The following is a 26,674-nucleotide window of genomic DNA, read 5'->3' on the forward strand; positions in this document are numbered from 1 at the left end:
GGATGGGTAGAACCCGACCCGGCTGGGTTTCAACCCCACTCTAGTTTATCTTGATGATTGTCTCGTGATTGAGGTCAGGACAAGAATCGGAGAACTGGAAACGGTAAACTAAGGGAAGTTCCTGGTGTTCTATGCCCCTGTCTCGTCTACTGACTCTTATTGCTGGGGTCGTCGTCATTTTGGCGATGACCATTTGGTTGATCACGTCCTTAAATTGGCTTTATAGTCAAATCGCCTGGTCTGCGAGTCCCTTTTTAGCCAATCTCCTGTTGTTGCTGCTGATTATTCTGTTGGCGGTTCTGATTGGGGGGTTGGTGTATTATTTGCGGCTGTTGTGGCTTCCCTCTCCGTCAAGGAATCGTTCGACGCGGCCGCCGGTGAAGGTTCCTGAGAACAAGAGTGATGCGGCGTCGGTGAATCTCAAGGCGGTGCGATCGCAGGTTGAGCAAATCCAGGATGAGGTGGCGCGACAGGCTCTGCGGGCGCGATCGCAGGCGATTGAGTCGAATCTCTCTCAGGGTAACTTACAAGTGGTGGTCTTCGGCACCGGCTCGGCAGGGAAATCCTCCGTTGTCAATGCCATTTTAGGGCGAGTGGTGGGGCGAGTGAGTGCGCCGATGGGGACGACGACGGTGGGGGAAACCTATACGCTGAATCTACCGGGATTGGAACGGGAGATTTTGATTACGGATACTCCGGGAATCTTGGAATCGGGAATTGAGGGGAATGAACGGGGGGAGGTGGCTCGCCAATGGGCCACGGAGGCGGATTTGTTGTTGTTTGTGGTGGACAATGACTTGCGCCAGTCGGAATATGAACCGTTGCAGGTTCTGGCGGAGATTGGTAAACGCTCGATTGTGGCTTTTAATAAGGCGGATTTGTATGGGGAGGGCGATCGCGAGGTGATTTTAGCCCGCTTGCGGGCCCGCTTACGGGGAATTGTCCCCCCCAGTGACATTGTGGCGATTTCCGCGAACCCCCCGGTGGTGCGTCTCACCACTGGCGAGGCCTTTACTCCAGACCCTGAAATTATGCCTCTAATTCGTCGTATTGTGGCGGTATTGCGGGCGGAAGGGGAGGATTTACTGGCGGATAATATCTTGCTGCAATCCCAACGGTTGGGGGAGGAGGCCCGCCGTTTGTTGGATGGACAGCGGCGACGTCAGGCGATGAAAATTGTCGATCGCTATCAGTGGATTGGCGCGGGGGCGATCGCCATTACGCCACTTCCCGGAGTTGATTTATTAGCCACCGCCGCCGTAAATGCCCAAATGGTGGTGGAGTTAGGTAAAGTTTATGGCTGTGAATTGAACTTAGAACGGGGACGGGAGTTAGCCCTCTCGTTAGGTAAAACCCTCGCCAGTTTAGGGATTGTCAAAGGAGTCGTCCAACTGGTAGCCACGGGGTTACAGTTTCATATTGGAACCTTAGTCATTGGCAAAGCCATTCAAGGGGTGAGTGCGGCTTATCTAACACGCATTGCTGGGAAGAGTTTTATTGAGTATTTCCGCCAAGATGGGGATTGGGGAGATGGGGGGATTACGGAGGTCGTGCAACGTCAGTTTGAATTAACACAAAAAGAAGAATTTGTCAAGGCATTTATCAAAGATGCCGTCACGCGAGTGGTGGAACCCCTGCAACTGCAACGAAACGACTCCCCCCCAGCAGAAAAGGAACCCATCTGGCAACCGAGAGACATCCCCGCCAATCCCATCCCGGCCCCACCGCCGGCCAATAGAGAGGATTGGGGGTCGCCTCCTCCCGTGGATGATGGCTGGTAACACCTGACCGCCAGCGATGTCACCTCCCGCACAATGATAACTTAGACTCAAACCGCTAATTAGTCTTGGGATTTCTGGGATTTCTCAATCAGTTCTGTAATTTTCTCCGCCAGGACTGGGACATTAGGGTCTTGCAACATGAGCAAGTGGTCTCCGGGAATATCATAAATATCTAAGCCTCCCACCGCAATCTCGCGCCAACCATAGTAAGGGTCAATTTCGGTACCAACTTCGGCTTTACGGTCTTTGGCCCGAAATAGGGTCACTCTCCCTTGATAAGGTTGGGGGAAATGTTGTTTTTTAATCTTAATGTTAGTCTCTAGGCTAGCAATCATTTTCAAATCATTAGGAACAGGTTGCCCTAGACGTTGGTAAAGTTGTGCGCGAATGGCTTTGAATCGATATTTAATCCGTCCGAACCTAGATTTAAGCTTGCGAATCACATACCCCAATCCTTCTGCCTGAAATTTTTGCCAATGACCCGAGACACGAGACGAGGGTGGCAAATGTTTAACCCCTGTTCGGGCCGTTGTATCCAGCAGACCTATTAAGGCAACAGCTTCACCCTTTTTTTCTAACTGATAAGCCATTTCAAAAGCAACTCGTCCACCAATGGAAACTCCCAAAAAGTAGTAAGGTCCGTGGGGCTGAATTGTTTTGATATCTTCAATATAAATGGCTGCGAGTTCTTTGATTCCCTTAGACATTCCTTCCGGGTCACGTAACAAATCCCAAGTTACCCCGTAGAGCGGCTGATTATTTCCGAGATACTTCGCTAGAGGGCGATAGTAGTTGAGCCCTTTACCTAAAACATGAATCCCAAAAATTGGAGGTTTACTGCCATTCGGCTGGATTGAAATAATTGACGAACCCGCTAATTCTCCCGTTTCATCCCGTAAAGTGTTGGCAAATGCTTCAATGGTTGGATGTTGAAACAAAACTGAAATAGGGACAGAACGATTTAAGCATTTTTCAACTTCAGAGCATAGAGAAATCGCCAATAAAGAATGTCCACCGAGGTCGAAAAAATTATCTTTGACTCCGATTTTTTTCTGGTTTAAGCAGGCTTCCCAAATCCTGACTAGCTGTTGTTCCAACTCATCTTGAGGTGCCTTATAGGTGTTGCTCATTTCCCTGGAGATGTCTAACTGAGCTAGGGCTAGTTTATCGATTTTTCCATTGGGCGTTAAGGGCCATTCAGAAACCGCCACAAACCCTTGAGGAATCATGTAATAAGGTAATTTTTCGTTTAAAAACTCTCGAAGTTGAGACGTTTCAAAAGACGAGTTATGTTCGGGCAAACAGTAGGCAATCAGAGATTGGTTTAATTCTCCTTGTTTCAGTTCATGGTCTCGAACTAAAACAACCGCGTCCTGAATATCGCAATAGTCCGCCAGGACGGACTCAATTTCACGTAACTCAACGCGAAATCCTCGCACCTTAACCTGGTTGTCAATGCGACCTAGAATCTCAACATTACCATCCGCTCGATAGCGACCTAAATCACCGGTTTTATAAATTCTATCGTCTTGAGAGACATCAGACCCATGGCTAAAGAAATTTTGAACAAACTTTTTCTGAGTCAAAGCATCATCCTTTAGATACCCGAGAGCGAGATAGGGGGTTCGGATACAAATTTCACCAGCTTCTTCTAATCCAGCTAAAGAGCCACTTGAGGTGACCACTAAAAGCTGAACCCCATCAATACCCTGTCCAATGGGAATTTTTTGAGAGGATAAATCTCCCGCTTTAGGTACAATGTAATACCCCATTGCTTGGGGGGTTTCTGTTGCACCGTAAAAATTCACATTAGTCACGTCATCGTTCAAATTGTGACTGCGTTTAATATCTGCATCGGTTAAACAATCTCCACCCCAAAACAGATAGCGTAAGCTAGGCACTAAAGCTGAGTTAGATGAAGATGTTATGCCTTCAGCCAAAAGCATCCCCATGGCCGGCGTCAGATGTACGACGGTAATGGCCTGTTGTTGCATCCATTGAGTGAGTTTCCCACGGGTTTCGATGGTCTGCTGTTCGGGAATGACCAGGGTGGCTCCCAACCAAAGGGGGGTGAAGATATCTCGCAGTAGGGGGTCATGACTGAGGCCCGAGAGAAGCGAAAATCGGTCTTGTTCCCTTAAGCCAAACTGATGGCAATGCCAATCAATGAAATGAGATAGTGGTCGATGACTGCCAATAATTCCCTTCGGTTGACCTGTTGAACCAGATGTAAACGCAATATAGGCTTTATCATCAGCATCAATGGATGGGTAAGGTTGGCAATGATGAGTGTCTATCTCCTGTTGGAAGTCTTGATTGGGAGGATGGGGTAGAGAAACATAGGAAATTTTTGTCTCCTGCACAAAATTCTTAAGTTCTTGTGGCAAGTCTCCGGCACAACTGAGATGAATCAGTCCCTTTATGTCACTCAACTGACAACAATACTGTAAACGAGACACGGGGTAAGCTGAATCTAAAATTGTAAAACTTGCACCGATTTTAAGAATCCCCAGTAACGCGATAACCAAGTCCGCACTACGACTCGCATAAATGGCAATTGTATCTTGGTAACGAAGTCCTTGGTTTTGCAACTGCTGAGCCAGTTGCTCTGATAACTGATGTAGCTCCTGATAAGACCACTTCCTGTTACCCTCAATCAAAGCTACATGGTCAGGAACCCGTATCACTTGCTGGGAAAACCTATCGATGACTGATCCAACCCAGGTAGCTTGTAAAGGCTGCGTTGGATCGGGTAAATTATTGTTTAAAGGAGGGGTGGATGATGTCATAAGTTGGAAAAATCAATGAGAATTACAGTTTATTTTTGAGTTGGTTAGATTGGGGCTATTTTTTGATGACCTTAACCAGTTTACGGACAGAACGTCTTAAGTTGATTTTGTACGGATTGGGAAGCCATGGCAAGGCTTCGCTAAGGGAGGAGGCAAATTCTAATTTCGTGTCAGGGCTAGGTTTGAGTGAAATTTGGATTCGTTCTGTCAAGTGTGTGGGGGTATCAATCGAGAGAAAGGCTTGTTCTATGTTTTTAGAAACCTCTTGAGAGATGGCTGCCTGATTAGACTCCTTGAAATGACAAATGGTTGGATTGGTGTTAATTTCCCAAACCTGCATATTCTCTCCCCGAAAACTATAGTCAATTCGTCCGTATTGAATACGAGCTATTTTGAAAATAGCTTTGATTTGTTCAGCATGGGGATTCGTTTCGACGTACGTTTTATTTTCCTGTTCTCGCTGAGCTGTTTTTAATGAATTTGCTTTAACAACCCAGCCTTTTTGATAGCGGACGTGAACAGGAACAATTGTATTACCGAAGGCAAAGGCAGAATACTTTTTGAAGGTTCCCTGGTCATCCTGCGTATCACAAAACTCAATAATCACTTTATCTTGACGGCTTTCTCCTCGGTTTACCAGTTGTATGATTGCCTCGTCGAGTTCTTCACGAGTTTTTAAAAGTGGGGTTTGATTTCCTTTATGGTCATTTTCCCCTCTAATGAAGACTGGAAACTTTGCGTGGGAAAGGTCTTCCGTTAATCGGTAGATGTTAAACTGATTGCTGCCCTGGTTGTACAGTGTTTTGAGTAGCTCGTAGCGACACATTGACCATAACGGATGATTCAGTAGGCGAACTTGGTTATGCTTTTGTAGTTGGTTTGAGATCCAAGCTACCTCTTCAGTTTCTCGGGGCGACAAACGTTCAATGTCAGCGAAAATATAAGTTGCTAACGGAAGATTACGTTTTTTGAAGAGGTCTTCATAGGCAACTGGAATAATCTTAGAGCCTAGGGGTTGTCCCCAGGTCTCCAAGTACCAGTTTATTACATTCATATGAGTCCGAGTCGTGAGGTAAATTATCATCCTAGTGGTTCACTGAAGTTTGCTAAAAAAATATGTTTCGATACTTACTACAGTATTTTAGTCAGTTGACGGCGTAGACAAAACCGAATTAGGCGTCCAGGAACACGACTATTTTTTAAGGTATTACGCCTCAGAAAATTTCCTTTGAGGAACCGTGTAACCCCTTTGGCTCGGGCCTTAAACCGTATCGCTAGGGGGTTGTATTTTTCGGCATACCAAGGTGTCCAAGCTATCTCTCCCCAGAGAACATCAGCTTGGTGGCCTGGACTTAAGCCGTTTTGACGATGTTCGGGGTTGGGAATCCCACCATGTTCGCCATAGTTGCGGAAGGGGATAAAATTCTTGAACTTGTGCGATCGCAGGACTGAATCAAGTTCTGAGTCCCAGGTTGAATACACTTTCCTATTCGTTTCTTTGCCAATTTTTTCCGCAAACTCAAGCAAACAGCTTGCAGCTTTAGGACTAACAATATAGGCAACTGTTGATGTTGAAAATCCCTCAGCATATCCTTTTTCAGATACTCAATAGACTTGAGGTGCGCAGGTGTAAATCCAAGATACTCCAATGTTGTGGTTATCCTTGGAAAACGGAAGTGGTAACTTCCCAAACTCTTTAACAGGTACAAAATCAGCTTCAAGAATCAAGTTGAGCTGTTGACTCTCAGCCGATTTTTCCCACGCTCGGCAATGATTAAGAAGACAGCGATGACTCGCAGAAAACTCTCGATACTCGGGCTGATCCTCCTGCCTCAATACTTCACAATCAAAGCCTTCTTGCTTTAAATAAGCCTCTAACTGGTCTGTTGCTTCTTTATACGCAATAATAAACACCTTGTTGATACTTTCGACTAAAGTACTCATATCAATTATCTCTAAGTTTTAGAAGTTTATCGGTCATCACCCGCCTTTAGTCTGACCACCTCTCTCGCTTGTGGGAGAGCCTAGATGCTGCCACCCAGTCACGGTTGCGGTTACCTGGGTGAAAGGGTCTAGCTGCTGGGGTTCGGGGGTCTCAAGCGCCAGAACATTACTACAAAGTTAATTGCTGATTAGGAGAACCCACCCCAGCGTAGCACTGGAGAAAAAAAATGTCACTCTTGACGCTCCCCAATATCTAGGGTAGCTCGCTCTAGATATTGCGTTAGGCTGAAAGATAGCACACTTGAACGGAGTTGATATGCGACTACTACACACCATGCTACGGGTTGGCAACTTGGAGGAGTCCCTCAAGTTCTACTGCGATGTCTTGGGAATGAAACTCCTACGCCAGAAAGACTATCCCGGTGGCGAGTTCACCCTGGCTTTCGTTGGCTATGGCGATGAAGCGGACCATACGGTGATTGAGCTAACCTACAACTGGGGCGTCGACAGCTATGATATCGGCGACGGCTATGGCCATATTGCCCTGGGGGTGGATGATATCTACCAAACCTGTGATGCCATCCAACAACGGGGTGGTAAGGTGGTTCGTGAACCGGGGCCAATGAAACATGGCTCGACGGTGATTGCCTTCGTTGAAGACCCCACTGGCTATAAGATTGAGCTGATTCAACTGGGCACTCAGGGTTCGACTCAGGATGCCAAGGAAATGGCAGGCCGGTCGGCCTAGAACACTTCTCGAATGCCAAAAAGCCGCTAATCTCTCTAGATTAGCGGCTCTTTAGAGGGCGGACGATGGGACTCGAACCCACGAGTGGTGGAACCACAATCCACTGCCTTAACCACTTGGCTACGCCCGCCATGTTTTTTCAGCTTAACCATTATAACAAATCTGACGGGAAGCGCAAGAGGGTTGACCCGTTTTTTTGCCCCCTGATGTCTCCGCCCACAAAAAACCCTTCATCAACTCCATGGGACCCTTTCTCTGTGCGGTCACCGGCTCAAAAGCGACAGGCCTGTTCCGGCTCAATGGGACAAGTGGTGGTGTCCAGGGGATTATTCATTAAGGTCAAGCGATTGAGCGTTCCCAGACTCCCGAGAGGGCTGATATCGGCAATTTGGTTGTCTTCCAAGAACAAGGCGTTCAGTTGCATCAGTTCTCCGAGGGGACTAACATCGGTAATTTGGTTGCGGCCGAGAAATAACTCCCGCATATTTGACATCTGCGCCAGAGGACTCAAGTCCTGAATTTGATTGCCGCTTAAATCCAACTCATACAAATCGGGTAAGGCGGTAAACGGAGAGACATCGGTAATTTGATTGTCGCTCAGAGCAATCCACTCTAGCCGGTCTAACCCTGTCAGAGGACGTACATCAGACACTTGGTTGCGGCTGAGATCGATACCCTGGAGGCTAGAGAGGTTGGCTAGAGGGGACACATCCTGAATGCGGTTTCCATCTAGGAATAAAGAGGTGACGATGGGGAAGTTTTCCAGGGGGCTTAGGTTATCGATGTCATTATCGCGAGCCGTCAAGATGGTGAGGGTCTGATTATCCGCTAAAGCAGATAGATCAGAAATGCGATTACTATCGAGATTCAGTTGCTGCAACGGCAGCTCCCTTAGAGGTGCAATATCCCCAATCTGATTTCTCGATAGGAGTAAGATTTGTAGGCGGCTGAACTCCGCGAGGGGGGAAATATCGGCGATCGCATTGATACTGAGATCTAAACGAGTCAGGTGAGCCAAACTCCTGAGAGGGGACAAATCCGAGAGGTCCTGCACACTCAAGTTCAGGTCGTTGGTTTTCGCCAACACCTGAGCCGCCTGGGTACAATCCTGCGTCTGAGCCACCGCCAACAGAGCATTGAGAGTCTGTTGAGCCTCCCCATCAAGCTGTTGTGACTGACATAGGGCCTCAAACGCCTCCAGGGACTCCTCTGGAGATTGAGCCAGTCCCTCTTGAGGACTTACAACCAGGGCAACCAGGCCCACTAGCAGACCGAACTGCGATCGCACTGAGAATGTCAACATGAACTCATTCTAAATCTCGAACAGTGAACAACTAGCCGATGGTCTTACTCCTTCAATCGCTGGTAGAGGCTTTCCGCCAAATCCAGAAGATTCAGTAACTGTTGCCACTCCGCTGCGTCCCCCTTAGAACTGTGGTGGCGATGCTGTCGCAAGGACTGTTTCAATTGACTGAGTAACTGTCCCGGTTGGGGCAGATCCTCTGACGCAGAATCAGACCCCGTTGGCTCCTTTCCCGAACCTGGGGGCGCCGCCTGGGGGTGAAAATCTTTAGCGGTTGGGTGTTCTAAGAGCTGCTGAGCCCGTCCTGAGAGACTAAGGCTGCGGGCCGACAGATTATCTGGAAGTTGAGGTAAATCCGAAAGATACACCTGAGCCAGTTCAAGAAACAACGTCCGCACATCTGCCGTCCAGGCTAACTCCTGAACCTGGGACCACTGAGACTCTGCTAACCCGCGATCGCGTGCTGAATCCAGGAGCTGAGTGGCTTTCTCCGCCGTTGGGCGAACCTTTTGAGCCAGATGCATCGGCAATTTAGGAACATCCCCCAAACAGGAGCGGGCTAACTCAAGCAGGAGTTGTCGGACGTCTTCCACCCAGTGATACTCTGAGGGCTGCCAGTTTAAGTTGGTCATGTCACGCACAGTTTACGGATTTACCTACAACGTTACCTACAAACACATCAAGAAACGACTCAAAACGCGCGATCGCCCCTTAGCCGATCTCACAAACCGCTGCCTCAACAGCATACAACGCCATCCCCACCCTTCCGAGATCAGATTAGGACTACTTATCTGTGAGTTTCCAGACACCATCCCAATCCTCACTCGGCGGTTGTTGTTCAAACAACATACACCGTTCCACATGCAGTTTGGCCGCCTTGTTCTTACTATCCAAGGCTAAGACCTGTTCAAAGGCCTCACGGGCTTGATGGAACGACTGCTTCGACTTCGCTTGATACGGAGGACGAGCCAAGTCTACCAGTTTCTGAAGCTTAGCCCCAGACAGTTCCAACCCCTCTTCCTCCAGCATCTGTCGCACTTCCGGGAAGCCTGTAAACTGCTGCACCTTCGCCAGCCACAGCTTTTTACGAACCCGGGGGGTAATCTGTTTGAGCTTAAAGGGGAGCAAACGGTGCAAGTCCGCATCCGATAACTCATCCAGATTCTCCGTCACCAACAGACGCTTGAGCGTTTCCTCTCCCAGCACCTCCAGTAACTCCGACCGAGACAAGGTCCCTAAGAGGTCTCGTAAGAGTTTATCCCCATCAAAGGAAACCTCTTGCACCGCCTCATCAGACAAGTCCTCCAACTCCTCCAGTAACGGCATCATCTCCTCCATAGACAGCTTCTCCAAGGCCGGTTGTAGATAATGGCGGCGACCTTCATAGTAAAGGTCAATAATCTGCTGCTGAACCTCAGAAATCGGGCGAGCCAGGTCTCCCTCCCGAATCCCAACGAGCTCATAAATCTTGACCGGGCGGGTTTTTCCTTTCACGGTAATGAAGTCCAACTCCCGCACAACAATCCGATCGGCATTGGGTAAATAAGTTTGCTCACTAATCACCAAATCCACCCCATATTGTTTACTGGTTCCCTCCAAACGCGAGGCTAAGTTCACCCCATCCCCAATTGAAGTCAGTTCCATCCGTTTGCTAGAGCCAATGTTTCCACTCACCACACTATCGGAATGGATGCCAATTCCAATTTGAATTGCTAACTTGCCTTCATTGATGCGTTTCTGGTTAAACTCCTCCAAGCGGTAACGCATCAAAATAGCCGACTGAATCGCACACCATTCACAGTTCTCCAAGGGTGCCGGAGAGCCAAACACGGCCATCAGAGCATCCCCAATGTATTTATCGAGGGTTCCCCCATATTGGAAGACCGCATCCACCATTTCCTCGAAATACTCATTGAGCATTAACACCACTTCTTCTGGCTGTAATTTCTCCGTTAAAGTGGTGTAACTGCGGATATCGGAAAAGAGAACCGAGACATGTTTCCGCTTTCCGCCGAGCCCCGTATCCCCACTGGCTAGCAGCGCCTCTGCCACTTCCGGAGTCATGTACTTATACATCAAGTTCTTGACTTCCATTTCGTCGCTGATATCCTCTAGAACCACCAAGGCCCCATTTACTTTTTTCGGGTCTGTCACATCGGGCATCGAGTTAATCGTTAAGTTAACACTTTGCCCCGTGACCGCCGTTTCAATTTCTAAAATTTGGTTAGGATAGTATTGTTGGCGGTCTTTCTCATCTTGCGGATGTAGAGCGGCTTCAAACCATTCTGAAAACTTCCCTTCTCGCAGGGTAATCATCTGCCTGAGATTCAAGCCTTCGATAATCGCCTCTTCTTCAAAGCCTAACAGGGTCTTCGCACATTCATTAGCCGCCACGATATCCCCCTGACGATCCGTTGAAATGACTCCGTTTGTCAAGCTCCGGAGAATATCTTTTTGTCGCTGTTCTTGTTGTTTGACCGTTTCAAACAGTTTCGCGTTTTGTAGCGCGACCCCAGCCTGAATATTGAACGCCTGCATGAACTCCTGATCCGTGCGGTTAAAACTGGCTTTCCACTGTTCTGGAGGTTGGGGCCAATCTTCAGGATCGTAATCTGGATATTCGCCTTGTTTTTTCTTGTTAATCAGTTGCGTCACCCCAATCAGTTCATCGTCGGAGTTAAACACCGGCATACAGAGCATACTACAGGTGCGGTAGCGAGTTTTTTGGTCTGTTTTTTTCGAGGTTTCCGATCGCGGATCATCATAGATATCAAAGGGAATTAACAAGGGTTCCCCAGACTCCGCCACCATCCCCGCAAAACCCGCATTGCGAGGAATCCGCAGTTCTCCGACTCCAGGAATTTTTGTCCAGAGTTCCCCTTTTTCCTCGTCAATGAGCCAGAGGGTAGAGCGATCGGCATTCATGAGGTTTTTGGCCTCACTCATCACTCGATTGAGAGTGTCTTCAAGATCTAGACTACTCTTACTCAGAGAGTTGACAGCACTCATTAAGGCTGAGGCGGCCCGTTGTTTTTGGGTAGCGGCGTAGAAGGACTTAGAGGATTCAAGAATCAGGCGAATGGAGGGAGCAAACTCCCGAAAGACCTGTTCATCGTCTGAGGTAAAGCCCACTGGATCAATTTTCTGATCGAGGGGAGTTTCGGGCTGGTCGAGATCCGGCTGTATTTTATTGATCAGTTGCACCACCGCCACCAAGTCCTGAGTTTCCTCATTGAGCAGGGGCATCGTCAACATGGTGTAGGTTCGATAGTTATTCTTTTTATCGAACTTTTTAGCTGTTTCTGAGCGGGGATCGTCGTAGAAGTCATAGGGGATATTCACCACTTTTTTACCCGTGGCAGCTTCCCCAGCAATTCCCACTGTGGCCGGAAAACGAATTTCTAAAGCATTCCCTTTTTCGTCTTTGGCAATCAGGGTAAATAGTTCGTTTTTTTCCTCATCTAGGAGAAAAATTGTGGTGCGATCCGCGTGCAACAGTTCCCCCGTTTTGAGGGCAATGGAGCGCAACATCTCATCGAGGATGGAATCGAACCCCTGACTGTCGAGTAAACTATCGAGCATCCCTAGGGTCTGATTGACCACCCGCAGTTTATCTTCAACCCCCCGCACCACGTCGGTGAACTTATCTCGGTTCAAGGGGGCAAGGAAGGCGCCAAAACTGCCCTTGGTGGTGGTCAAGGCGCCGCTGCTACTGTTGGGGGAGTCCTGATGGGGAGAGGATGCACGACGGCCATCCTGACCGTGAGGCGTGACATCGATAGTCGCGTCGGTGTGAGAGACGGAAGTGTTAGGAGATGCTGATGTCATAACTCTTTGGGTGACGCTGGTACTCGACTAAGTGAGGCAACTGTCGGCACAGATGCCGGCTAAGACCGGATCCGAGAGAAGATGAACCTGTTCAAGATGAACGAAAACTGGAGATAGCTGATTTTAGCTCATCACCAGTGTACCCTTCTCTCGCTTTCGCCGCAGTGGCGTGGATACCAATCTACTTCGGCTGAATCAATTGGGGACGACCCACCCTTGTTAGTTATTATCCGCTACGTTGCACGGCTCGTCGTACCGAGCGTCACATTTTGGACAACCATTGTTGGCAACGTTGCCACAAATTCGGTTTGGGGAGAGCTTAGGGGGCCGGGGGTTGGTACAGCTCCCGTCGCAGCCGCTCGGCTCGGCTCAAGAGGGAGTTGGCAAAGGCATTGGCGGCTTCTTGGGTGGCGCTAGAGTCAAAATCATCCTGATGCTGACCACTCACCAGTTGGGCCAGTTCTTGACAGCGTTGCTCATGATTGAGCGATCGCACCTCAATGCGAGTTCGCGCCGTTTCTCCCTGCTGGGTGGCTTGTTTAATGACCCGGAAGTGGTGGTCAGCCATAGCTGCTACGAGGGGTTGATGGGTTACACAGAGAACTTGGTGATGACAACTGAGGCGATAGAGGGTTTCGGCAATGGTACTGGCCACGCGGCCCGAGACCCCCACATCAATTTCATCAAAAATGAGTGTCCCCACAGGGTCCACCTCACTAAACGAGGCCTTCAGGGCCAGCAAAAAACGACTCATCTCTCCTCCCGAGGCAATCTCCCCCAGGGGTCCTAGGGGTTCACCGGGGTTCGCGCTGAATAAAAAGCGCACGCGATCGCCCCCCCACCGTGTCGGCTCGATGGGGGACACCTCCACCTTAAACTTGAGATTATCCATGGCCAGCGGCTGTAGGGCCATGGTTAAGCGTGCTTCCAATTGATGGGCCGCCTGCTGTCGTCGCTGCCGTAGCTGCTGACAGCCTTGGCTGAGCTGCTGCTGTTGCGCCTGACAGTCCCGCTCTAGAGACTCTCGCCGTTGCTCCCCATGGTCAAGGTCATCGAGTTGCTGCTGTAAGCTCTCCAGATGGGCGATCGCCTCCTGAAGAGTCGGACCATATTTGCGGCAGATTTGCTTAAGGTGCTGTCGGCGAGCCTCCACCTCCTGTAACCGCCCGGGATCCGCTTCTAACTCATCCCCATAGCGATTGATCTGTTCTCCAGCTTCTTGGACCCGCACCAGAGCCTCCGTGACCAAGATGAGCAAGGGGGTCAACTCTGAGTCATAGGTCACCATCTCCTGTAACAGAGTTTCCGCTCGTCCTAAGAGATCGGCAGCGGCAGTTTCCTCGTCGTTGTCATAGAGAGTCTGATAGAGGTGATAGCTTTGCTGTTGCAACTCCACCACATGATTGAGCCGTTGAGCTTCCCGGTCCAGCTCTTCGAGTTCCTGGGAGTCCCTCAACTCGGCGCGGCTAAGTTCCTCAAACTGATAGCGCCAGAGCTGCTCTTGCTGCGATCGCAGCTGTTCCTGATGCTGTAAGTCCCGCAGTTGCCCTTGTAGCTCCTGTAGACGGTCATAGTCCTGGGCCACCCGTTGACGAATTTGCAACAGGGCCTCACCGCCATAGAGATCTAACAGGTGACGCTGGTGGGTCATTTGCGCTAACTGGATGGCCTGACCCTGGGCCGCAATATCCACGAACTGCTGTCGCAGCTGTTGCACGTCCCGTTGACTGGCGCCCTTGCCATTGAGGCGATACTTACTGCGACAGCCTCGTTTCCCCAGGAGTAATTCCCGAGAACAGGCGATCGCCTCCCCCCCAGCCTCCGGGGAATTGACCTCAAACCAGGCCTCAACCCGCGCTCGTTTAGCCCCGGTGCGAATGGCTCGACGACTGGCTTTGCCTCCCAACACCAAATCCACCGCATCTAACACAATGGACTTGCCCGCCCCCGTTTCTCCAGTCAGCACATTCAACCCAGGCCCAAACTTGAGATCCAGGTCATCAATTAAGGCAAAATTTTCAATCTGTAACCGCACCAGCATAGAGAAGAGACCCGCCTCTAAGACGAGCCAACGGAAGACGATAAACTCCAATCCGGACGCAGTTGTTGTGCCTGACGCAGATAGGGATGAGATAACTTGGTATTGCGAGGCAGATTGACATGGATCAGAAAGCGCACACAGCGTTCGAGATCCCCCTTCACACTCATATGTTGCACATCGAGTAAGGGCACTTCATCCCAATGGGGCCGTTGTCGAGCCACCGAAGCCGGAAATAGGGCGTCGAGATCCGGGGTCACGGAAAAGGTCACGCTGACGATCTGTTCTGGGTCAAAGCTATTGTGCCGTTCTAGTTCATCGAGAAGTTCCGCCACCGCCTCGCGAATCGCCTCGGCCGTATTTTCAGGAACAGTCGTCGCGCCTCGAATTGCGCGCACAGTCCAGTCCGCTTCCACTACACAAACCTCCATATTAGTCAGGTGTTCAAGGAGCGATCGCCCCCGACTTAGGGGCGATACATCCACAGGGGGATTCCGTTAGTTGTCAGTTCAAATTCTAACCATTCACCGGTAGCCGACAGCCGTGACCCGGATGCTGTTGAACGTAGAAGCTTGGCCCAGAAGGGTTTTGCTGTTTCGATTTCATCCACCTCAGCCCGTTGAGGATCCAGTCCCGCTAGTTCAGCGGCCAGACGGCGAGCATCCTCTTCTGTACCCACAGCATCCACTAACTTGAGGTCTAGGGCCTGTTGTCCATTAAAAATGCGCCCATCGGCAAACCCTCGGACCGTCTCAACGGGAAGTTGCCGGGCGGTGGCTACGGTGTCCACAAACTGATCGTAGGTACTATCAATCAGAGATTGCAGAATCTGTTGCTCTCCCTCGCTCAGTTCACGGTCAACGGCCAAAATATCCTTATACGGACCCGATTTGATCGTTTTGAAGGAGACGCCAATCTTGTCGAGTAATCGTTCTAGGTTGTTCCCCCGCAGAATGACCCCAATGCTGCCGGTAATGGTTCCAGGGTTACTGACAATTTTTTCGGCCCCCATGCCGATGTACACCCCACCCGAGGCGGAAATGTTCCCGAAGCTGGCCACCACCTTGACGCCATGCTTGTCTCGCAGTCGCATGAGGGCTTGATAGATTTCATGGGAGTCCGTGACAGTTCCCCCGGGGCTATCAATTCGTAACAATAGGGCGCGATACTTACGCTCAGCGACCGTTTCTAAGGCCTTGAGAACCTCTTGACGAGTCCCCGAGGCGATCGCTCCGGAGACTTCAATGCGGGCAATCTTAGAACGAAACCGTTTGAAAAACCAGACCATACGGGGCTAAAGACGTTGCGAATTGAGTAAGTCCCAGCTCGGGACAGGGTTGCTAACCGAGTGTAACAGGAAGCTCACCTCCTTGGTGATGTTGATTCGACTCCCCCGAGCCGTTTAGACCATGGCATCTCCGGGATACTTAACAAAAAGCAATCAATCGTTACAATGATAGGCATGATATCCCCCAGCCAATGCCAATCATGCTTCAGCGACGTCTCCCCCCCCCTGTGCAATACGTTCTCCTGCTGCTGAGTCCCTTTTTCTTTTGGGGGACGGCCATGGTCGCCCTGAAAGGAGTGGTTCCCCACACAACTCCCTTCTTTATGGCAGCCATTCGTCTGTTGCCCGCAGGGGGGTTAATTCTCGTGGCAGCGGCCTTGAGTGGACGGCCCCAGCCCCGAGGACTGAAAGCCTGGAGTTGGATTGCCCTGTTTGCCATCGTGGATGGGACTTTATTTCAAGGCTTTTTAGCGCTGGGACTCCAAGACACCGGCGCTGGCTTAGGCTCCGTTCTCATTGACTCACAGCCCTTATTAGTCGCCCTTCTCTCCGCCTGGTTTTTCGGCGAATATATTGGTCTGTGGGGAGGACTCGGCTTGTTGCTGGGATTAATCGGTATCAGTGCCATTGGCTTACCCGAACATTGGCTGATGGCCCTCTTAACCCTCGATTCGACCCTAAGCTCACCCACCTCATCGGTTACGATGGGTCAGAGTCTGTCCTTGGGAGAAGGCATGATGCTCTTAGCCTCCCTAGCCATGGCCCTGGGAACCGTCATGATGCCGAAAGTCTCTCAGCACGTAGATCCCGTTGTAGCGACGGGCTGGCACGCCATTTTAGGGGCAATTCCCCTATTCGGACTATCCTGGGGCTGGGAAACTCAACCTTGGCAAGACTTGACCCTTTCCGATTGGGGAGCCCTAGCCTATGCTACCGTCTTTGGCACGGCGATCGCCTACGGGTTATTCTTTAACTTTGCGGCTCAGGGGAATCTCACCAGTTTAAGTTCCTTGACCTTCTTTACCCCTGTGTTTGCCCTTCTCTTTGGCTACTGGCTGCTCGGTGAAATTCTAACCCCGGTACAAATGGCTGGAGCCACCCTGACCTTAGGTAGTGTCTATCTCATTGAACGTCGGCAAAAACTGCCTCGGCTGTCCTGGCCCGGCTCCAGGGAGCAGGTAACTCCCTCTAGTTCCCCTTCGTCCCCCCGTGGCGAAACCCCCATCTCCCCCTCATCCGGTCCCCCGGCTGCGTCAAGATAGGGTAAGACGGCGTGACTGCCAATGGCGTGCATTTAGGGTCGTCAAAATCTGTGCTTCCCCATCAAATTTCCCAGTCTCAAGGCTAGGATTGGAGCGTCTACCTGTTGTCCACTCTAATGCGTGACCGAAATTTATGGTGTCAGCCTCCGATTATCCCCTCTCATTCGTTCTGCATCGATCTCTGTTAGGCAGGTGTTCACTGCGTCATGGGATACAGATGCTGTTCGTGCCAACCGCTTGTCTCCTGGGATGCGTTTTGACTAGCTCAGAGGCGATCGCCATCTCCGGCAGCATGGCCCGATTAAATGTTAAACCCATCCTCCCCGCGACGGCTCTGGGAACCGTTAACTTAATGCCCAGCTTCGCTGCTGAGTTCATCGAGGAGTTATCAGACCTTCAGTTAGCACAGGGCGAGTCTGAGAACATAGATGGGGGCCGTCCTCCCCTGAGATTAGATGATAGCGGTGAGGCAGTTGAAGAGTTACAACGGCAACTGCAAGCGGCAGGATTCTATGAGGGAGACATTACCGGGGTCTTCGATTTAGAAACCGATGACGCAGTTTCGGCCTTACAGGAACAAGAGGGGTTAACCGTAGATGGCGTCATGGATGATGAGAGTTGGCAACGTCTCCAAGCTCTGCAACCGACAGTGGAAGAACCCCTAAATCTTACACCGCCCCCGGAGCAAGAGGCTCAACCGGCCAATGGCGGGCCCGGATTAGGTCGCTTATGGTGGATTGGGGGCGGTGGATTGCTAGTTTTGCTTGCCGGTGCGTTGTTTATCCTATTGCTCAAGGCCTTCGCCGAAGAGGTGGACGACCCCGATGCTCCCTTGGATGAGATGGATGAGATGGATGAGATGGACGAGTCTGAGTCCACCGCACAGGAGAGGGTTCCCCCACGCCAAAAAGCCCCCAAGTCCCCAGAAACAACCCGGGATGAGCCACCCTTGCCCGTTTCCCCGCAACCCGACTCCTCTATCCAAGACAGTCCTCCTCAAGAGTCTCCCCAGGACGCCTCCTCCGACTCGACCCCCGAAGCGTTTCCTGATCTGCCCTCTGAGCCTGTAGCAGGACTCAATGATGCCGTAGCCCCTCAAACAACGGCGATCGCCCCCCCCAATTCCAGCAGTCATGGGCTCACGCGACTGCCGCGCATGAGCATTGTCGAAGCCCTGATTCTGGATTTACAACACCCTGACCCCCAACGGCGACACAAAGCCATTTGGGAATTAGGACAACGGGGAGATTCTCGCGCCATCTCTCCCTTGGTGGAGTTATTAACAGATGCTAGTTCTCAAGAACGTAATACGATTCTGGCAGTTCTCTCTGAGATTAGTTCCCGCAACCTTCAGCCCATTAAGCAAGCCCTGATGGTCTCCTTACAAGATGACAGTCCTGAGGTGCGCAAAAATGCAATTCGTGATTTAACACGTATTTATGATTCTATTGCTCAGTTGAGTCAGGTCTTACGCTACGGAACCGACGATTCTGATCCAGATGTGCGAGAAACAGCGAAATGGGCCATGTCTCAATTGCAACGCATTCGCACCTTGCCGTTAAATAGTGATGGGGATAAAACCCCTTAATCCTGTTTAGGTCAACGAGCCTGTTTGAGAACGCCCTATGGTGAGAGTCTTTGTCTACGGCACCTTACAACCGGGAGAACGGTTCCATCGTCCCTATTGTGGCGATCGCGTGCAAGTCCAGGGCCGCGCTATGGCTCCCGGACGACTGTATCATCTTCCCCATCTCAACTATCCCGCCATGACTCAGGAAGCCGGATGGGTTTATGGGGTCATACTGGCCTTTGAGAATGCTAACGCCTTAGAGAAATTAGACGAGTTGGAGGGATATCTAAGCGAGCGCCCCCCCTGCGATAATGAATACAACCGCTTAGATACTGAAGTCTTTGACCCCCAAACCCCAGGGCGATCGCTCGGCACCGTCTTAGCCTATTACATGAGCCAACAACGAGTCCAAGACCATGATGGCATCTGGCTCCCACAGGGGGTTTGGAGTGAACAGGGCTTGAGCAACAGCTAACGACGACCCCGATTTTGGGCTTCCTCACTGTCCGCTAAGGTTTGACGGATGCGATCTAAACTCCAGCCATCAATCAGCCGTTGTTGATAATTACGTAACCCGCCTTGATCCGCAGGCCGTCCCAAAATTTCCCGGTAGAGACGATCAATGCGATCGCGGGCCTCATCACTACGAGCCAAGTGACGACGGATTGACGCCAAACTCATCCCTCGCTCCAGTTCTCGCGCATGGGCCTCTAAGCCGCGACGGTCTGCACTACGCCCCAAAACCTCCTGATAGAGTCGGTTGATGGTTTCACGGGAGCGAGCTGTGGTGTCACGATCGTTATAACGACCCCCACTACGGTCATCACGGCGGTCATCATGACGTCCACCACGATGGTCATCATAATCGAGTAAACCTCGAGTATTTTGAGTTCTCGCTCCCCGTGTCGTCACACCTCGCAGATCAGCATTGCGGAAATCCGCCCCCCGCAAGTCGGCATCTCGGAAATCCACATTTTGCAGATTTGCCCCTCGCAAATCCGCATTTTCTAAGTTGGCACCCCGTAAATTACTGCCTCGCAAATCCACATTCCGCAGATCCGCTCGCCGCAAATTAGCTCGGCGCAAGTCGCACCGGGTACAAATGCCAGTGCGATAGAGTCGTTCCAGATGTTGCGGATTGCTAGCTTGGACGCTGGGGGCGCTGAGTCCTGCCAGAACGGCGATGGCAGCGATCGCCCCATAATGCTGAAGTTTCATAAGAAAAAACGAAATAATAGTGGATGGTGACTAGGAATGTCAAGGAGCTACTGTCTATTTTAATCCTCCTGCCAGAGTCGCCGCCCCTCCCGAGGACGAAGACGGCCATGGGTATCTCTCAACAAGCGAGGGATATCTAACTGTTTCGGACAACGGGGTAGACAGTCCCCACAGTCTGTACAACGGTTGCCTCGACGACCCGGAAACCAATGGCCCGCATTTTCAAACATACGATAGCGATATTGACCAAAGGACTCCATCTCATAGGCGATCGCCAAGTTCCGCAACCGTAAAACCTCCGGAATCTGGATGTTTTCCGGACAGGGCAGACAGTCATAACATTGATGACAGGCATCAGGGCCTAACTGTTCCGTCCACTCTTGGTCCAATCGCGCCAAACAGTCGTGTTCCTGGGGGGTCAAAGGGTCGAGGCGATCGCCCCAGGGCCCAATCGCCTCCAGTTCCCCAGGATTGGCCGCCCCCACACTCAGGGTTGAGACGCGCGGGTCACTCAGCAGAAACCGATAATTCAAACCCAACGGGGACAGGGGTTCACATAAACGCCGTAACCGCTCCGGAGGCTGGTGTAATTGTCCCCCCTTGTCAGCTGGGGAGATAATAAAAACCCCCATATCTAAGGTTTTTGCCAGGGCGATCGCCCGTTGATGACGCTGGAAAAACAGATAGTAGTGCAAATTGACGAATTCAAACGCCCCCGTCTGCATTGCCTCTAAAATCAACTCCAAACTGCCATGGGTTGAAAATCCCAAATGACGGATTTTACCCAGCTTCTGCGCCTGCTGAGCAGCCTCTAACCCCCCATTTTCCTCCTGAATCCCTGCCAACTGTTCCGGGGTATTGATGCCATGAATGGCCAAGGTATCTAAATACTCCAAACCCAAGCGAGCCAGAGACTCATCAATCCAGCGTCTCATCTGTCTGCCATCCGCTGTTGGGGGCAGTTTGCTGGTGATATGCATTTGCTCACGGGGACATCCCACCCCCCCCTGAAGGGCCCGACCCAAATACTGTTCACTATTGCCATAGCCTCGGGCCGTCTCCAGATGATTAATCCCCATCTCCAGGGCCTTACGGATCGTGGCGATCGCCATCTCCTCAGAAGACAAGCAGCGCATTGTCCCCAAAGAAAACACCGAGAGTCGCAACTCTGTCGAGCCAAATCGCCGGTATTGCATCAGAGCCTCTGTCTGAACTTAAGAATCACTAGAATCGCTAAACTCCTGGCCGGCCCGTTTAATCAGTTCCTGAGGACTCAAATTATTGATAAACTCCCGAAAGGCCTGACGTTCCGCCTCATCGGCATCGCGGTCAACCGGAATCGAGGCATCGGCCACCACCTCTTCCATCACCCAAATTGAAGCCTCGGTGCGCAGAGCCAGGGCGATCGCATCACTGGGACGAGCATCAATCTCATGTTTGACCTTGCCATCAGCACTCACCATCTTAAGCACCGCAAAAAAGGTATTATCCTCCAGGGCATGAACAATCACCCGCTCTAACGTCAAATCCCAAGTCTCCAAGATGTTGATCATCAAATCATGGGTCATGGGACGGGGTGGGGTTTGTTGTTCAATGGCACTAATGATCGAGCGTGCCTGATCCTGAGAGATATAAATCGGCAAGGCCCGCCGCTCGCTGGCATCTCTCAAAAGTACGATGGGACTACGGGTGGCTGCATCTAAGGCAATTCCAGCAACTTTCATCTCAATCATTAATCCAGCCTCTTAGTTGAACGATCACGGGGAAGGGACAGGAATCCCCACTCTTCAGGATAGATGACTCCATCCAGTGGCAGATCCAGGGGAGGGCCGATCTGGGGTAACGATGAGGCAGCGACGCTACAATACTGACAGCTTGGGGAAACCGTTCCCCTCAATCGTCTTACTGAATCATCTCACCTAGGATATACCCTGTGTTTACCGGACTTGTTGCTGCCCTTGGAACCCTTGATGCCTTTAGCGAGGGTCAGTTACGTATCCACTATCTGACCGGCAATGCTGCGGCGATTAGCCATGATTTAGCCATTGGCGATAGTGTGGCCGTTGATGGGGTCTGCTTGACGGTTGAATCCATTTTACCCCAGGGATTTATTGCGGCGGTCTCTCCGGAAACCCTCAATCGCACCAGCCTGGTTCGGGCCTGGGAACAACGGCGTCCTGTTAATTTAGAGGCCTCCCTGCGGGTCGGGAGTAAAATTGGGGGTCATTTTGTGACCGGACACATTGATGGGATTGGCTGTTTAGACCAGGCTGAGATGACCGGTAACTCCTGGGAGATGACCTTCACCGCTCCCCCCCGACACCATCAACAGTGGGGCGATCGCATTGCCCCTTATCTCGTCGCCAAAGGGAGTATTGCCATCAATGGCATTAGTTTAACGGTAGCCCAGTGCGATCGCTCCCGCCGTTGGTTTCGCGTTGCTGTAATTCCTCATACCTATCAAGAAACGAATCTCAGTCGCCTCAATCCCGGAGAATGGGTTAACTTAGAAGGCGACATTTTGGGCAAGTATGTTGAAACCTTCCTATCTCAGGGTCATCTCAGCGCTCCCCGCGTCCCCAACGCCTCACAGTCCCCCGATCCCATTACCCCCGACTTTCTCAGTCAACATGGCTATCAGGCGGGTCACCCCTAGCACTGTAGCCACCAGCAACCGTAGTTTTGAGTCATTACCGACACTATGACGTTTCGCTTTCCTTCTTATTTTTTCGCTCTGACCATGATGAGTCTATTATGGGGCTGTGCTGATCCCGAGTCAGCCTCAGAAACCAGCCGTCCCTTCTCAACATCCCCCACATCCACAACCCTGACCCAACCGTCAGAAGACTGGCAAGACGCCATAACAGCCACCACAGAACAGGCAATTGATGCCAAGGTGTCAGAGTCTGACGTCCCTCATGACCACATAAAAGCTGAAACCCTCGTCGGTCGTTGGGAACCTCAATCCTATCTTCCCTCCCAGGGAGACCCCGTTGACCTAACCGCTCTCCCCCCAGCTCAGCAAGCCGATTTAGTCTGGGTCTTGACCGAAGCTGGACAAATCCACATTGGTGAGTTAGAAGGCACGTATACGGTAGAGGGTGAGACGATCTATGCAAGAAATCCTGACTCTGGCGATGTAACCGAGTTTCAATTTCAACTCTCTGGGAATTACCTCACCGTTGAACGTAAGGGAGAGATTGAAAAGGGTGTTTTGCTGCTAGTTCGTCATCCCTAGCTCGTCTAACCTTTTATCCTTGAGGCCTAGGCTATGAAACGACTTCTCTCGATTTTCGTCAGTGTGGTCATTCTGGCGATTATTTATTCTCGTATCGACCTGCCGGCCTTGGCTGAGGTCTTCCGAGGGTCAGATCCACTCTGGATGGCAATTAGTTTAGGCATGGTGGTTCCCCTGACCTTAGCGACGGGATGGCGGTTACGACAGCTAATGCCCCGCCATCAAGATTTTCCCCTAACTGAAGCCACCAAACTCACCCTTTCCGCTAGTGTTCTCAATATGGTTCTCCCCTCCAAAATGGGAGAGCTAGCGAAAGCCTATTTCATCAGCGATCGCGGCTATCTTCCTGGGTCTCTCGCCTTTTCTTTAGTGGTGTTTGAGAAAGCCTCTGACTTACTCTCTCTCTTTGTTTGGTGTGTCTTTGGTCTTCTGTTTTACCCCGAGAAGGAAACCCTCTTTTGGGTCATGACGTTCTTCGTCTTCCTCGGACTTTTTTTTGGCTTACTGCTGCTCTCCTCTGAGTCCTTCGCCAATCTCTTTTTTCGGCGGAGTAAAGCCATCGCCTCTGGCAAACTCTATCAAAAGCTGGACAAGCTTCATCGCTCTTGGACAGAAATGCACAACCACTTCTGGCAAGATAAACGGCAACTGCTCATCATCGCCTCCATCTCCATCTTTATCTGGTTTCTGCACCTGATGCAGATTTGGTTCTTCATTTTTGCCCTACGAGCCAGCGTTCCCTTTATCGCCAACCTCGCCTTAGCGCCCTTAGCCATTTTTGCCGGCTTGCTTCCCCTCACCTTTGCCGGTGTTGGCACTCGCGATGCTGCCTTGATTTTCTTCTATCAACCCTTCTTTGATGCCAACGTCGGTGCTGCCCTAGGTCTTCTATGTACCTCCCGCTATTTACTCCCCGCCATTGGCGGATTACCCTTTTTTGGTCAATATCTGGCTAACCTCCAAACCGCTAAGTCCAACGCCAAATAGACGCCAACCTTTCCCCAATCTTTTTGTTACTTAACGTTACAAAAAACATCTCAAAAGGGCTTGACAGCATCGCCAATATCCCGATATACTGGATATCAAATAGAGTTCATTGTCTAATTTAACTTAATCAAAAAAGATTAGTTCAATGACAAGGACTCCGCTGCCCCGGTGCGGGCGGCGCGGGTCCAAACATCTAGGCTGCAAACTTTTTTAAGTGGGTCATAGCCATCGAAGATAGGTTTTCTCTATTGCCTATTGCCTTCTTCCCCCTCCCAAAACCCCAAAGGTCGACAAACCTGCCGAATCAGAGACACCTGTTCCGGGGAGAGAATTTCACGGTAGCGCCCCACACTGGAACTAGAGACGCCCTGGCCATAGAGAGAGGTTGACCACCAGGGGCGATAGCGTTCTGGAAGTTGAGCAAAATCCAAATCACTGCGCCAGGGCTGATGGGGATTCGTCTGACTCAAGCGCAGTCCCGTAAACCCTTCAAGCTGACGCAACGCCACCTGAGGATAATGCACCAATCCCTCATAGCGGACATAGCGGGTTTGTTGCCAAAACTGGGGTTGTTCAAAGTTGTGACAGGGGTGATAGTAGCTGCAAAAGAACTGAGCCAGGCCCTTCATATCTCCCCGTTCCAGGAGTTTCACCAGAGTAGGGCTTTGCTGAGTTTGCTTGAGTTGGTCTCCCACCTCCATTAAAGAGGCGATCGCATCACAGGGGTCCCGTAAGAGAATCAGGAACTGGGCCTGGGGAACCAACTCAAACAAATCCGGGAAATACTTCGTCAGTTCCGGGGACTTGAGAACCAGATGTTGAGCATCAGGATAGCGTTGCGCCGTTTTCTCCAGAAACGCCATCACCCAGGAGCGAGAAAAATCAGCATAATCCTGGAGATCCTCAAAATAGGCCCCTCCTTCCACCCGCCAGACCCGTTTCCCCCGATGATAGGTGGAGACGACATAGGCCAGGTAACTGGCCTCAGCCATCAGGGGATTGGTCGTCGGCTCTTGACAAAGGAGGCTATTGAGTAACGTCGTTCCCGTGCGGGGTGCGCCGCCAATAAAGATATAGTGCATCCGTCCCCTAAAACTCCGCTTCCACCGTGGAAAACAGAGGTTTGGGACCGTCGCTCTCATCAGAGTCGTCCGAGGTATCCTCCCGAACTAAGGTGAGCCAATGGAGGGCCATAGGAGGCTCAGCCATCGCAAACACCTGTTGTCCTTGGGCCCAACGAGCGTACCAGGGGTCAAGTTTGGCTTGGTCCGCAGGACGATGCTCTCGTTCATAGGCCAAGACGGGAACCTCATCCACCAGAGTGAACGGGAGCCGTTGCAACAGAGACTCAAGTTGCGATCGCCTAAACAGCGTAGAATTAAAGACCCGAGCCGTTTGCTCCAGCAAGGGATTCTCCGGTAACTCCTCCGAAGCCAAAAAGAGATTCAACAACAGAGTTCCCCCAGGCCGCAAGGCTTGAGCGATCTTACTCAACAATCCCTCCAACGCCTCCCCATCCGCCACACGGGAGGCCACCTCCGTCAGCAGTCCCAGGCCATAGTGGCCGGGTTTGGGAGTCACCAAAGGGTCTAGGATATCTTCAGCCATCACCCGAATCGGGAGAGGTTCCTGTTGCAGCAACTGACCCAAGCGATGAGCAAAGGGGGGAGCTAAGTCCATCGCATCCACAGAAAACCCTTGACGGGCCAAAGGTAACGCCGACTGAGCCGTTCCCACCCCAGCCACAAGAACCGGAGTTTCCGCCGCTGAGAACGACTTAGCCAAATCCATCACCTTGGTTAAGGGCCCCAGAGTCTCACAATAATCAGGGCTTTGTTGGAGAAGGGTTTGAGATTGCTCAGCCAGCGATCGCGTCACCACGGACACCTGACAGGATAAGCCCCCTTCCTCCGGGGGATTACTGGCATAGCGAACCACCAGTCGCGCCTGGGGAGATAAGAGAAAGCCTGTCTCCAAATCCTCTTGCAAGCGAGCCTCTAACTGCTCCGCTTGAGCTTGATTGAGAGGATGAGTCAGCAGGGCAAATATCCCCGCCAACTGCTGTAAATAATCTCGCCGCAAACAGGGAATCGAGGGCAACACCAGTTGTCCCTCACTGATGAGGGCCGGACTGGGACTCTTCGTTTTAACCCGGTCCAAGCGATAGACTAAGCCCTGACGAGGGGCCCGCGCCGGTTCATAGCTGAGGACGATTTGTGAGGAGGTGGGGGGGTCTTTTAGGAGTGTTGCCAGATGTTGACAGAGTTTCACTAACTCCGAGGGGGATAGGGGTTTACCCAGTAGGGAAAATAGGCGGTTAATCCGTTGTCCATAGGGATCGACCGCTCCTTTGACGGCTGGAAAGGCAATCTGACCCTGGGCCGAGAGACTTCCCTTAAGACTGCGGGCGATCGCCTGGTATAACGGTGTATCAAGTTGAGGGGGGGTGGTCACATCAATCTCCACAAAAACAATCGCAAGATGACCTACTCGATAGAGGGAAGCGGGGACAAGTTCCCCAACAAAGACGGAAAAACCCGTTTTCATCCCGAAAACGGGCAACCGGAGTTGGTCTATCTAGGACTTCTCTCGAAGGCATCGCCTGACGCTGGGGTGAAACTCACCCGCCGTCAGGGGAACGATTGAGGAAAATACCCCGAGAGAAGAATACCGGACTCAA

At 51.2% G+C, this 26,674-nt stretch carries 24 protein-coding genes and 1 tRNA gene; 9 read left to right on the top strand and 16 right to left on the bottom strand.

Annotated elements, in window-relative coordinates; genetic code table 11:
- The first annotated feature begins 131 nt into the window (after positions 1-131).
- Positions 132-1,781: a YcjF family protein gene (locus NEA10_RS16040; RefSeq protein WP_252662370.1), complete on the top strand. Its 1,650-nt coding sequence runs from the start codon at positions 132-134 to the stop codon at positions 1,779-1,781.
- 59 nt (positions 1,782-1,840) lie between these two features.
- Here the strand turns inward: NEA10_RS16040 and NEA10_RS16045 are convergent, their stop codons facing one another.
- The 4 genes from NEA10_RS16045 to NEA10_RS16060 all read right to left on the bottom strand — a co-directional run bounded on the left by NEA10_RS16045 (position 1,841) and on the right by NEA10_RS16060 (position 6,514).
- Positions 1,841-4,570 (bottom strand): amino acid adenylation domain-containing protein, encoded by a 2,730-nt coding sequence (locus tag NEA10_RS16045; RefSeq protein WP_252662371.1) that lies wholly within the window; start codon positions 4,568-4,570, stop codon positions 1,841-1,843.
- 55 nt (positions 4,571-4,625) lie between these two features.
- Complete coding sequence (locus NEA10_RS16050) at positions 4,626-5,624, bottom strand: hypothetical protein (RefSeq protein WP_252662372.1); 999 nt, start codon at positions 5,622-5,624, stop codon at positions 4,626-4,628.
- A gap of 77 nt (positions 5,625-5,701) precedes the next feature.
- The gene (locus tag NEA10_RS16055) at positions 5,702-6,052 is read right to left on the bottom strand and encodes a hypothetical protein (RefSeq protein WP_252662373.1); all 351 of its coding nucleotides are present in this window, start codon (positions 6,050-6,052) and stop codon (positions 5,702-5,704) included.
- A 123-nt stretch (positions 6,053-6,175) separates the two neighbouring features.
- A complete protein-coding gene (locus tag NEA10_RS16060) occupies positions 6,176-6,514 on the bottom strand; it encodes a glycosyltransferase family protein (RefSeq protein WP_252662374.1) in 339 nt (112 codons plus the stop codon).
- A gap of 316 nt (positions 6,515-6,830) precedes the next feature.
- Between NEA10_RS16060 and gloA the strand changes: the two genes are divergently transcribed.
- Positions 6,831-7,262, top strand: a complete 432-nt coding sequence (gene gloA / locus NEA10_RS16065) for a lactoylglutathione lyase (RefSeq protein WP_252662375.1) — start codon at positions 6,831-6,833, stop codon at positions 7,260-7,262.
- Between the two features lie 57 nt (positions 7,263-7,319).
- Here gloA and NEA10_RS16070 read toward each other — a convergent pair.
- The 7 genes from NEA10_RS16070 to sppA form a co-directional block, all read right to left on the bottom strand.
- Positions 7,320-7,392: transfer RNA gene (locus NEA10_RS16070), tRNA-His, on the bottom strand.
- Positions 7,393-7,533: 141 nt separating this feature from the next.
- A complete protein-coding gene (locus NEA10_RS16075) occupies positions 7,534-8,565 on the bottom strand; it encodes a leucine-rich repeat domain-containing protein (RefSeq protein ID WP_252662376.1) in 1,032 nt (343 codons plus the stop codon).
- 44 nt (positions 8,566-8,609) lie between these two features.
- Positions 8,610-9,197 carry a hypothetical protein gene (locus tag NEA10_RS16080; protein WP_252662377.1) on the bottom strand — a complete coding sequence of 196 codons (588 nt, stop codon included), beginning with the start codon at positions 9,195-9,197 and terminating at the stop codon, positions 8,610-8,612.
- Between the two features lie 151 nt (positions 9,198-9,348).
- Positions 9,349-12,393, bottom strand: a complete 3,045-nt coding sequence (locus NEA10_RS16085) for an adenylate/guanylate cyclase domain-containing protein (protein ID WP_252662378.1) — start codon at positions 12,391-12,393, stop codon at positions 9,349-9,351.
- Between the two features lie 319 nt (positions 12,394-12,712).
- A complete protein-coding gene (gene recN / locus NEA10_RS16090) occupies positions 12,713-14,485 on the bottom strand; it encodes a DNA repair protein RecN (protein ID WP_309494300.1) in 1,773 nt (590 codons plus the stop codon).
- Entirely contained in the window at positions 14,452-14,862 is a 411-nt protein-coding gene (gene aroH, locus NEA10_RS16095; protein WP_252665382.1) for a chorismate mutase, read from the bottom strand. The genes recN and aroH overlap by 34 nt, the downstream gene beginning before the upstream one ends.
- 35 nt (positions 14,863-14,897) lie before the next feature.
- Positions 14,898-15,719: a signal peptide peptidase SppA gene (sppA, locus tag NEA10_RS16100; protein ID WP_252662379.1), complete on the bottom strand. Its 822-nt coding sequence runs from the start codon at positions 15,717-15,719 to the stop codon at positions 14,898-14,900.
- A gap of 278 nt (positions 15,720-15,997) precedes the next feature.
- Between sppA and NEA10_RS16105 the strand changes: the two genes are divergently transcribed.
- From NEA10_RS16105 to NEA10_RS16115, 3 genes are all read left to right on the top strand, one after another.
- Positions 15,998-16,981: a DMT family transporter gene (locus tag NEA10_RS16105; protein ID WP_374111909.1), complete on the top strand. Its 984-nt coding sequence runs from the start codon at positions 15,998-16,000 to the stop codon at positions 16,979-16,981.
- 256 nt (positions 16,982-17,237) lie between these two features.
- On the top strand, positions 17,238-18,569 hold the full coding sequence (locus tag NEA10_RS16110) for a peptidoglycan-binding protein (protein ID WP_252662381.1): 1,332 nt from the start codon (positions 17,238-17,240) through the stop codon (positions 18,567-18,569).
- A gap of 37 nt (positions 18,570-18,606) precedes the next feature.
- On the top strand, positions 18,607-19,026 hold the full coding sequence (locus tag NEA10_RS16115; protein ID WP_252662382.1) for a gamma-glutamylcyclotransferase family protein: 420 nt from the start codon (positions 18,607-18,609) through the stop codon (positions 19,024-19,026).
- Here NEA10_RS16115 and NEA10_RS16120 read toward each other — a convergent pair.
- Genes NEA10_RS16120 through NEA10_RS16130 form a run of 3 tightly spaced genes read right to left on the bottom strand, consistent with a single transcriptional unit; the run spans position 19,023 to position 21,502 of the window.
- A complete protein-coding gene (locus NEA10_RS16120) occupies positions 19,023-19,769 on the bottom strand; it encodes a pentapeptide repeat-containing protein (protein ID WP_252662383.1) in 747 nt (248 codons plus the stop codon). The genes NEA10_RS16115 and NEA10_RS16120 overlap by 4 nt on opposite strands.
- A gap of 59 nt (positions 19,770-19,828) precedes the next feature.
- Positions 19,829-20,965 (bottom strand): aldo/keto reductase, encoded by a 1,137-nt coding sequence (locus NEA10_RS16125; RefSeq protein ID WP_252662384.1) that lies wholly within the window; start codon positions 20,963-20,965, stop codon positions 19,829-19,831.
- Positions 20,966-20,983: 18 nt separating this feature from the next.
- A complete protein-coding gene (locus tag NEA10_RS16130; RefSeq protein WP_252662385.1) occupies positions 20,984-21,502 on the bottom strand; it encodes a bifunctional nuclease family protein in 519 nt (172 codons plus the stop codon).
- A gap of 200 nt (positions 21,503-21,702) precedes the next feature.
- Here NEA10_RS16130 and ribE point away from each other — a divergent pair, with 200 nt between their 5' ends.
- The 3 genes from ribE to NEA10_RS16145 all read left to right on the top strand — a co-directional run bounded on the left by ribE (position 21,703) and on the right by NEA10_RS16145 (position 23,994).
- Complete coding sequence (ribE, locus tag NEA10_RS16135; protein WP_252662386.1) at positions 21,703-22,425, top strand: riboflavin synthase; 723 nt, start codon at positions 21,703-21,705, stop codon at positions 22,423-22,425.
- Positions 22,426-22,509: 84 nt separating this feature from the next.
- Positions 22,510-23,007: a hypothetical protein gene (locus NEA10_RS16140; RefSeq protein ID WP_252662387.1), complete on the top strand. Its 498-nt coding sequence runs from the start codon at positions 22,510-22,512 to the stop codon at positions 23,005-23,007.
- A 33-nt stretch (positions 23,008-23,040) separates the two neighbouring features.
- A complete protein-coding gene (locus tag NEA10_RS16145; protein WP_252662388.1) occupies positions 23,041-23,994 on the top strand; it encodes a lysylphosphatidylglycerol synthase transmembrane domain-containing protein in 954 nt (317 codons plus the stop codon).
- A 245-nt stretch (positions 23,995-24,239) separates the two neighbouring features.
- Here the strand turns inward: NEA10_RS16145 and NEA10_RS16150 are convergent, their stop codons facing one another.
- Positions 24,240-25,076: a sulfotransferase family protein gene (locus NEA10_RS16150; protein ID WP_252662389.1), complete on the bottom strand. Its 837-nt coding sequence runs from the start codon at positions 25,074-25,076 to the stop codon at positions 24,240-24,242.
- 7 nt (positions 25,077-25,083) lie between these two features.
- Positions 25,084-26,448 (bottom strand): methyltransferase domain-containing protein, encoded by a 1,365-nt coding sequence (locus NEA10_RS16155; protein WP_252662390.1) that lies wholly within the window; start codon positions 26,446-26,448, stop codon positions 25,084-25,086.
- 27 nt (positions 26,449-26,475) lie between these two features.
- Between NEA10_RS16155 and NEA10_RS16160 the strand changes: the two genes are divergently transcribed.
- The gene (locus NEA10_RS16160; protein WP_252662391.1) at positions 26,476-26,640 is read left to right on the top strand and encodes a hypothetical protein; all 165 of its coding nucleotides are present in this window, start codon (positions 26,476-26,478) and stop codon (positions 26,638-26,640) included.
- Positions 26,641-26,674 lie beyond the last annotated feature (34 nt).

It is taken from the genome of Phormidium yuhuli AB48 (genome assembly GCF_023983615.1).
In the GTDB taxonomy this organism is placed as follows: domain Bacteria; phylum Cyanobacteriota; class Cyanobacteriia; order Cyanobacteriales; family Geitlerinemataceae; genus Sodalinema; species Sodalinema yuhuli.

Excerpts from the sequence above, each read along its gene's own strand:
- NEA10_RS16040 (WP_252662370.1), top strand. The coding sequence starts at position 132 with ATGCCCCTGTCTCGTCTACTGACTCTTATTGCTGGGGTCGTCGTCATT.
- NEA10_RS16045 (WP_252662371.1), bottom strand. The coding sequence starts at position 4,570 with ATGACATCATCCACCCCTCCTTTAAACAATAATTTACCCGATCCAACG.
- NEA10_RS16050 (WP_252662372.1), bottom strand. The coding sequence starts at position 5,624 with ATGAATGTAATAAACTGGTACTTGGAGACCTGGGGACAACCCCTAGGC.
- NEA10_RS16060 (WP_252662374.1), bottom strand. The coding sequence starts at position 6,514 with ATGAGTACTTTAGTCGAAAGTATCAACAAGGTGTTTATTATTGCGTAT.
- gloA (WP_252662375.1), top strand. The coding sequence starts at position 6,831 with ATGCGACTACTACACACCATGCTACGGGTTGGCAACTTGGAGGAGTCC.
- NEA10_RS16075 (WP_252662376.1), bottom strand. The coding sequence starts at position 8,565 with ATGTTGACATTCTCAGTGCGATCGCAGTTCGGTCTGCTAGTGGGCCTG.
- NEA10_RS16080 (WP_252662377.1), bottom strand. The coding sequence starts at position 9,197 with ATGACCAACTTAAACTGGCAGCCCTCAGAGTATCACTGGGTGGAAGAC.
- NEA10_RS16085 (WP_252662378.1), bottom strand. The coding sequence starts at position 12,393 with ATGACATCAGCATCTCCTAACACTTCCGTCTCTCACACCGACGCGACT.
- aroH (WP_252665382.1), bottom strand. The coding sequence starts at position 14,862 with ATGGAGGTTTGTGTAGTGGAAGCGGACTGGACTGTGCGCGCAATTCGA.
- sppA (WP_252662379.1), bottom strand. The coding sequence starts at position 15,719 with ATGGTCTGGTTTTTCAAACGGTTTCGTTCTAAGATTGCCCGCATTGAA.
- NEA10_RS16105 (WP_374111909.1), top strand. The coding sequence starts at position 15,998 with ATGGTCGCCCTGAAAGGAGTGGTTCCCCACACAACTCCCTTCTTTATG.
- NEA10_RS16115 (WP_252662382.1), top strand. The coding sequence starts at position 18,607 with ATGGTGAGAGTCTTTGTCTACGGCACCTTACAACCGGGAGAACGGTTC.
- NEA10_RS16120 (WP_252662383.1), bottom strand. The coding sequence starts at position 19,769 with ATGAAACTTCAGCATTATGGGGCGATCGCTGCCATCGCCGTTCTGGCA.
- NEA10_RS16125 (WP_252662384.1), bottom strand. The coding sequence starts at position 20,965 with ATGCAATACCGGCGATTTGGCTCGACAGAGTTGCGACTCTCGGTGTTT.
- NEA10_RS16130 (WP_252662385.1), bottom strand. The coding sequence starts at position 21,502 with ATGATTGAGATGAAAGTTGCTGGAATTGCCTTAGATGCAGCCACCCGT.
- NEA10_RS16140 (WP_252662387.1), top strand. The coding sequence starts at position 22,510 with ATGATGAGTCTATTATGGGGCTGTGCTGATCCCGAGTCAGCCTCAGAA.
- NEA10_RS16145 (WP_252662388.1), top strand. The coding sequence starts at position 23,041 with ATGAAACGACTTCTCTCGATTTTCGTCAGTGTGGTCATTCTGGCGATT.
- NEA10_RS16150 (WP_252662389.1), bottom strand. The coding sequence starts at position 25,076 with ATGCACTATATCTTTATTGGCGGCGCACCCCGCACGGGAACGACGTTA.
- NEA10_RS16160 (WP_252662391.1), top strand. The coding sequence starts at position 26,476 with ATGACCTACTCGATAGAGGGAAGCGGGGACAAGTTCCCCAACAAAGAC.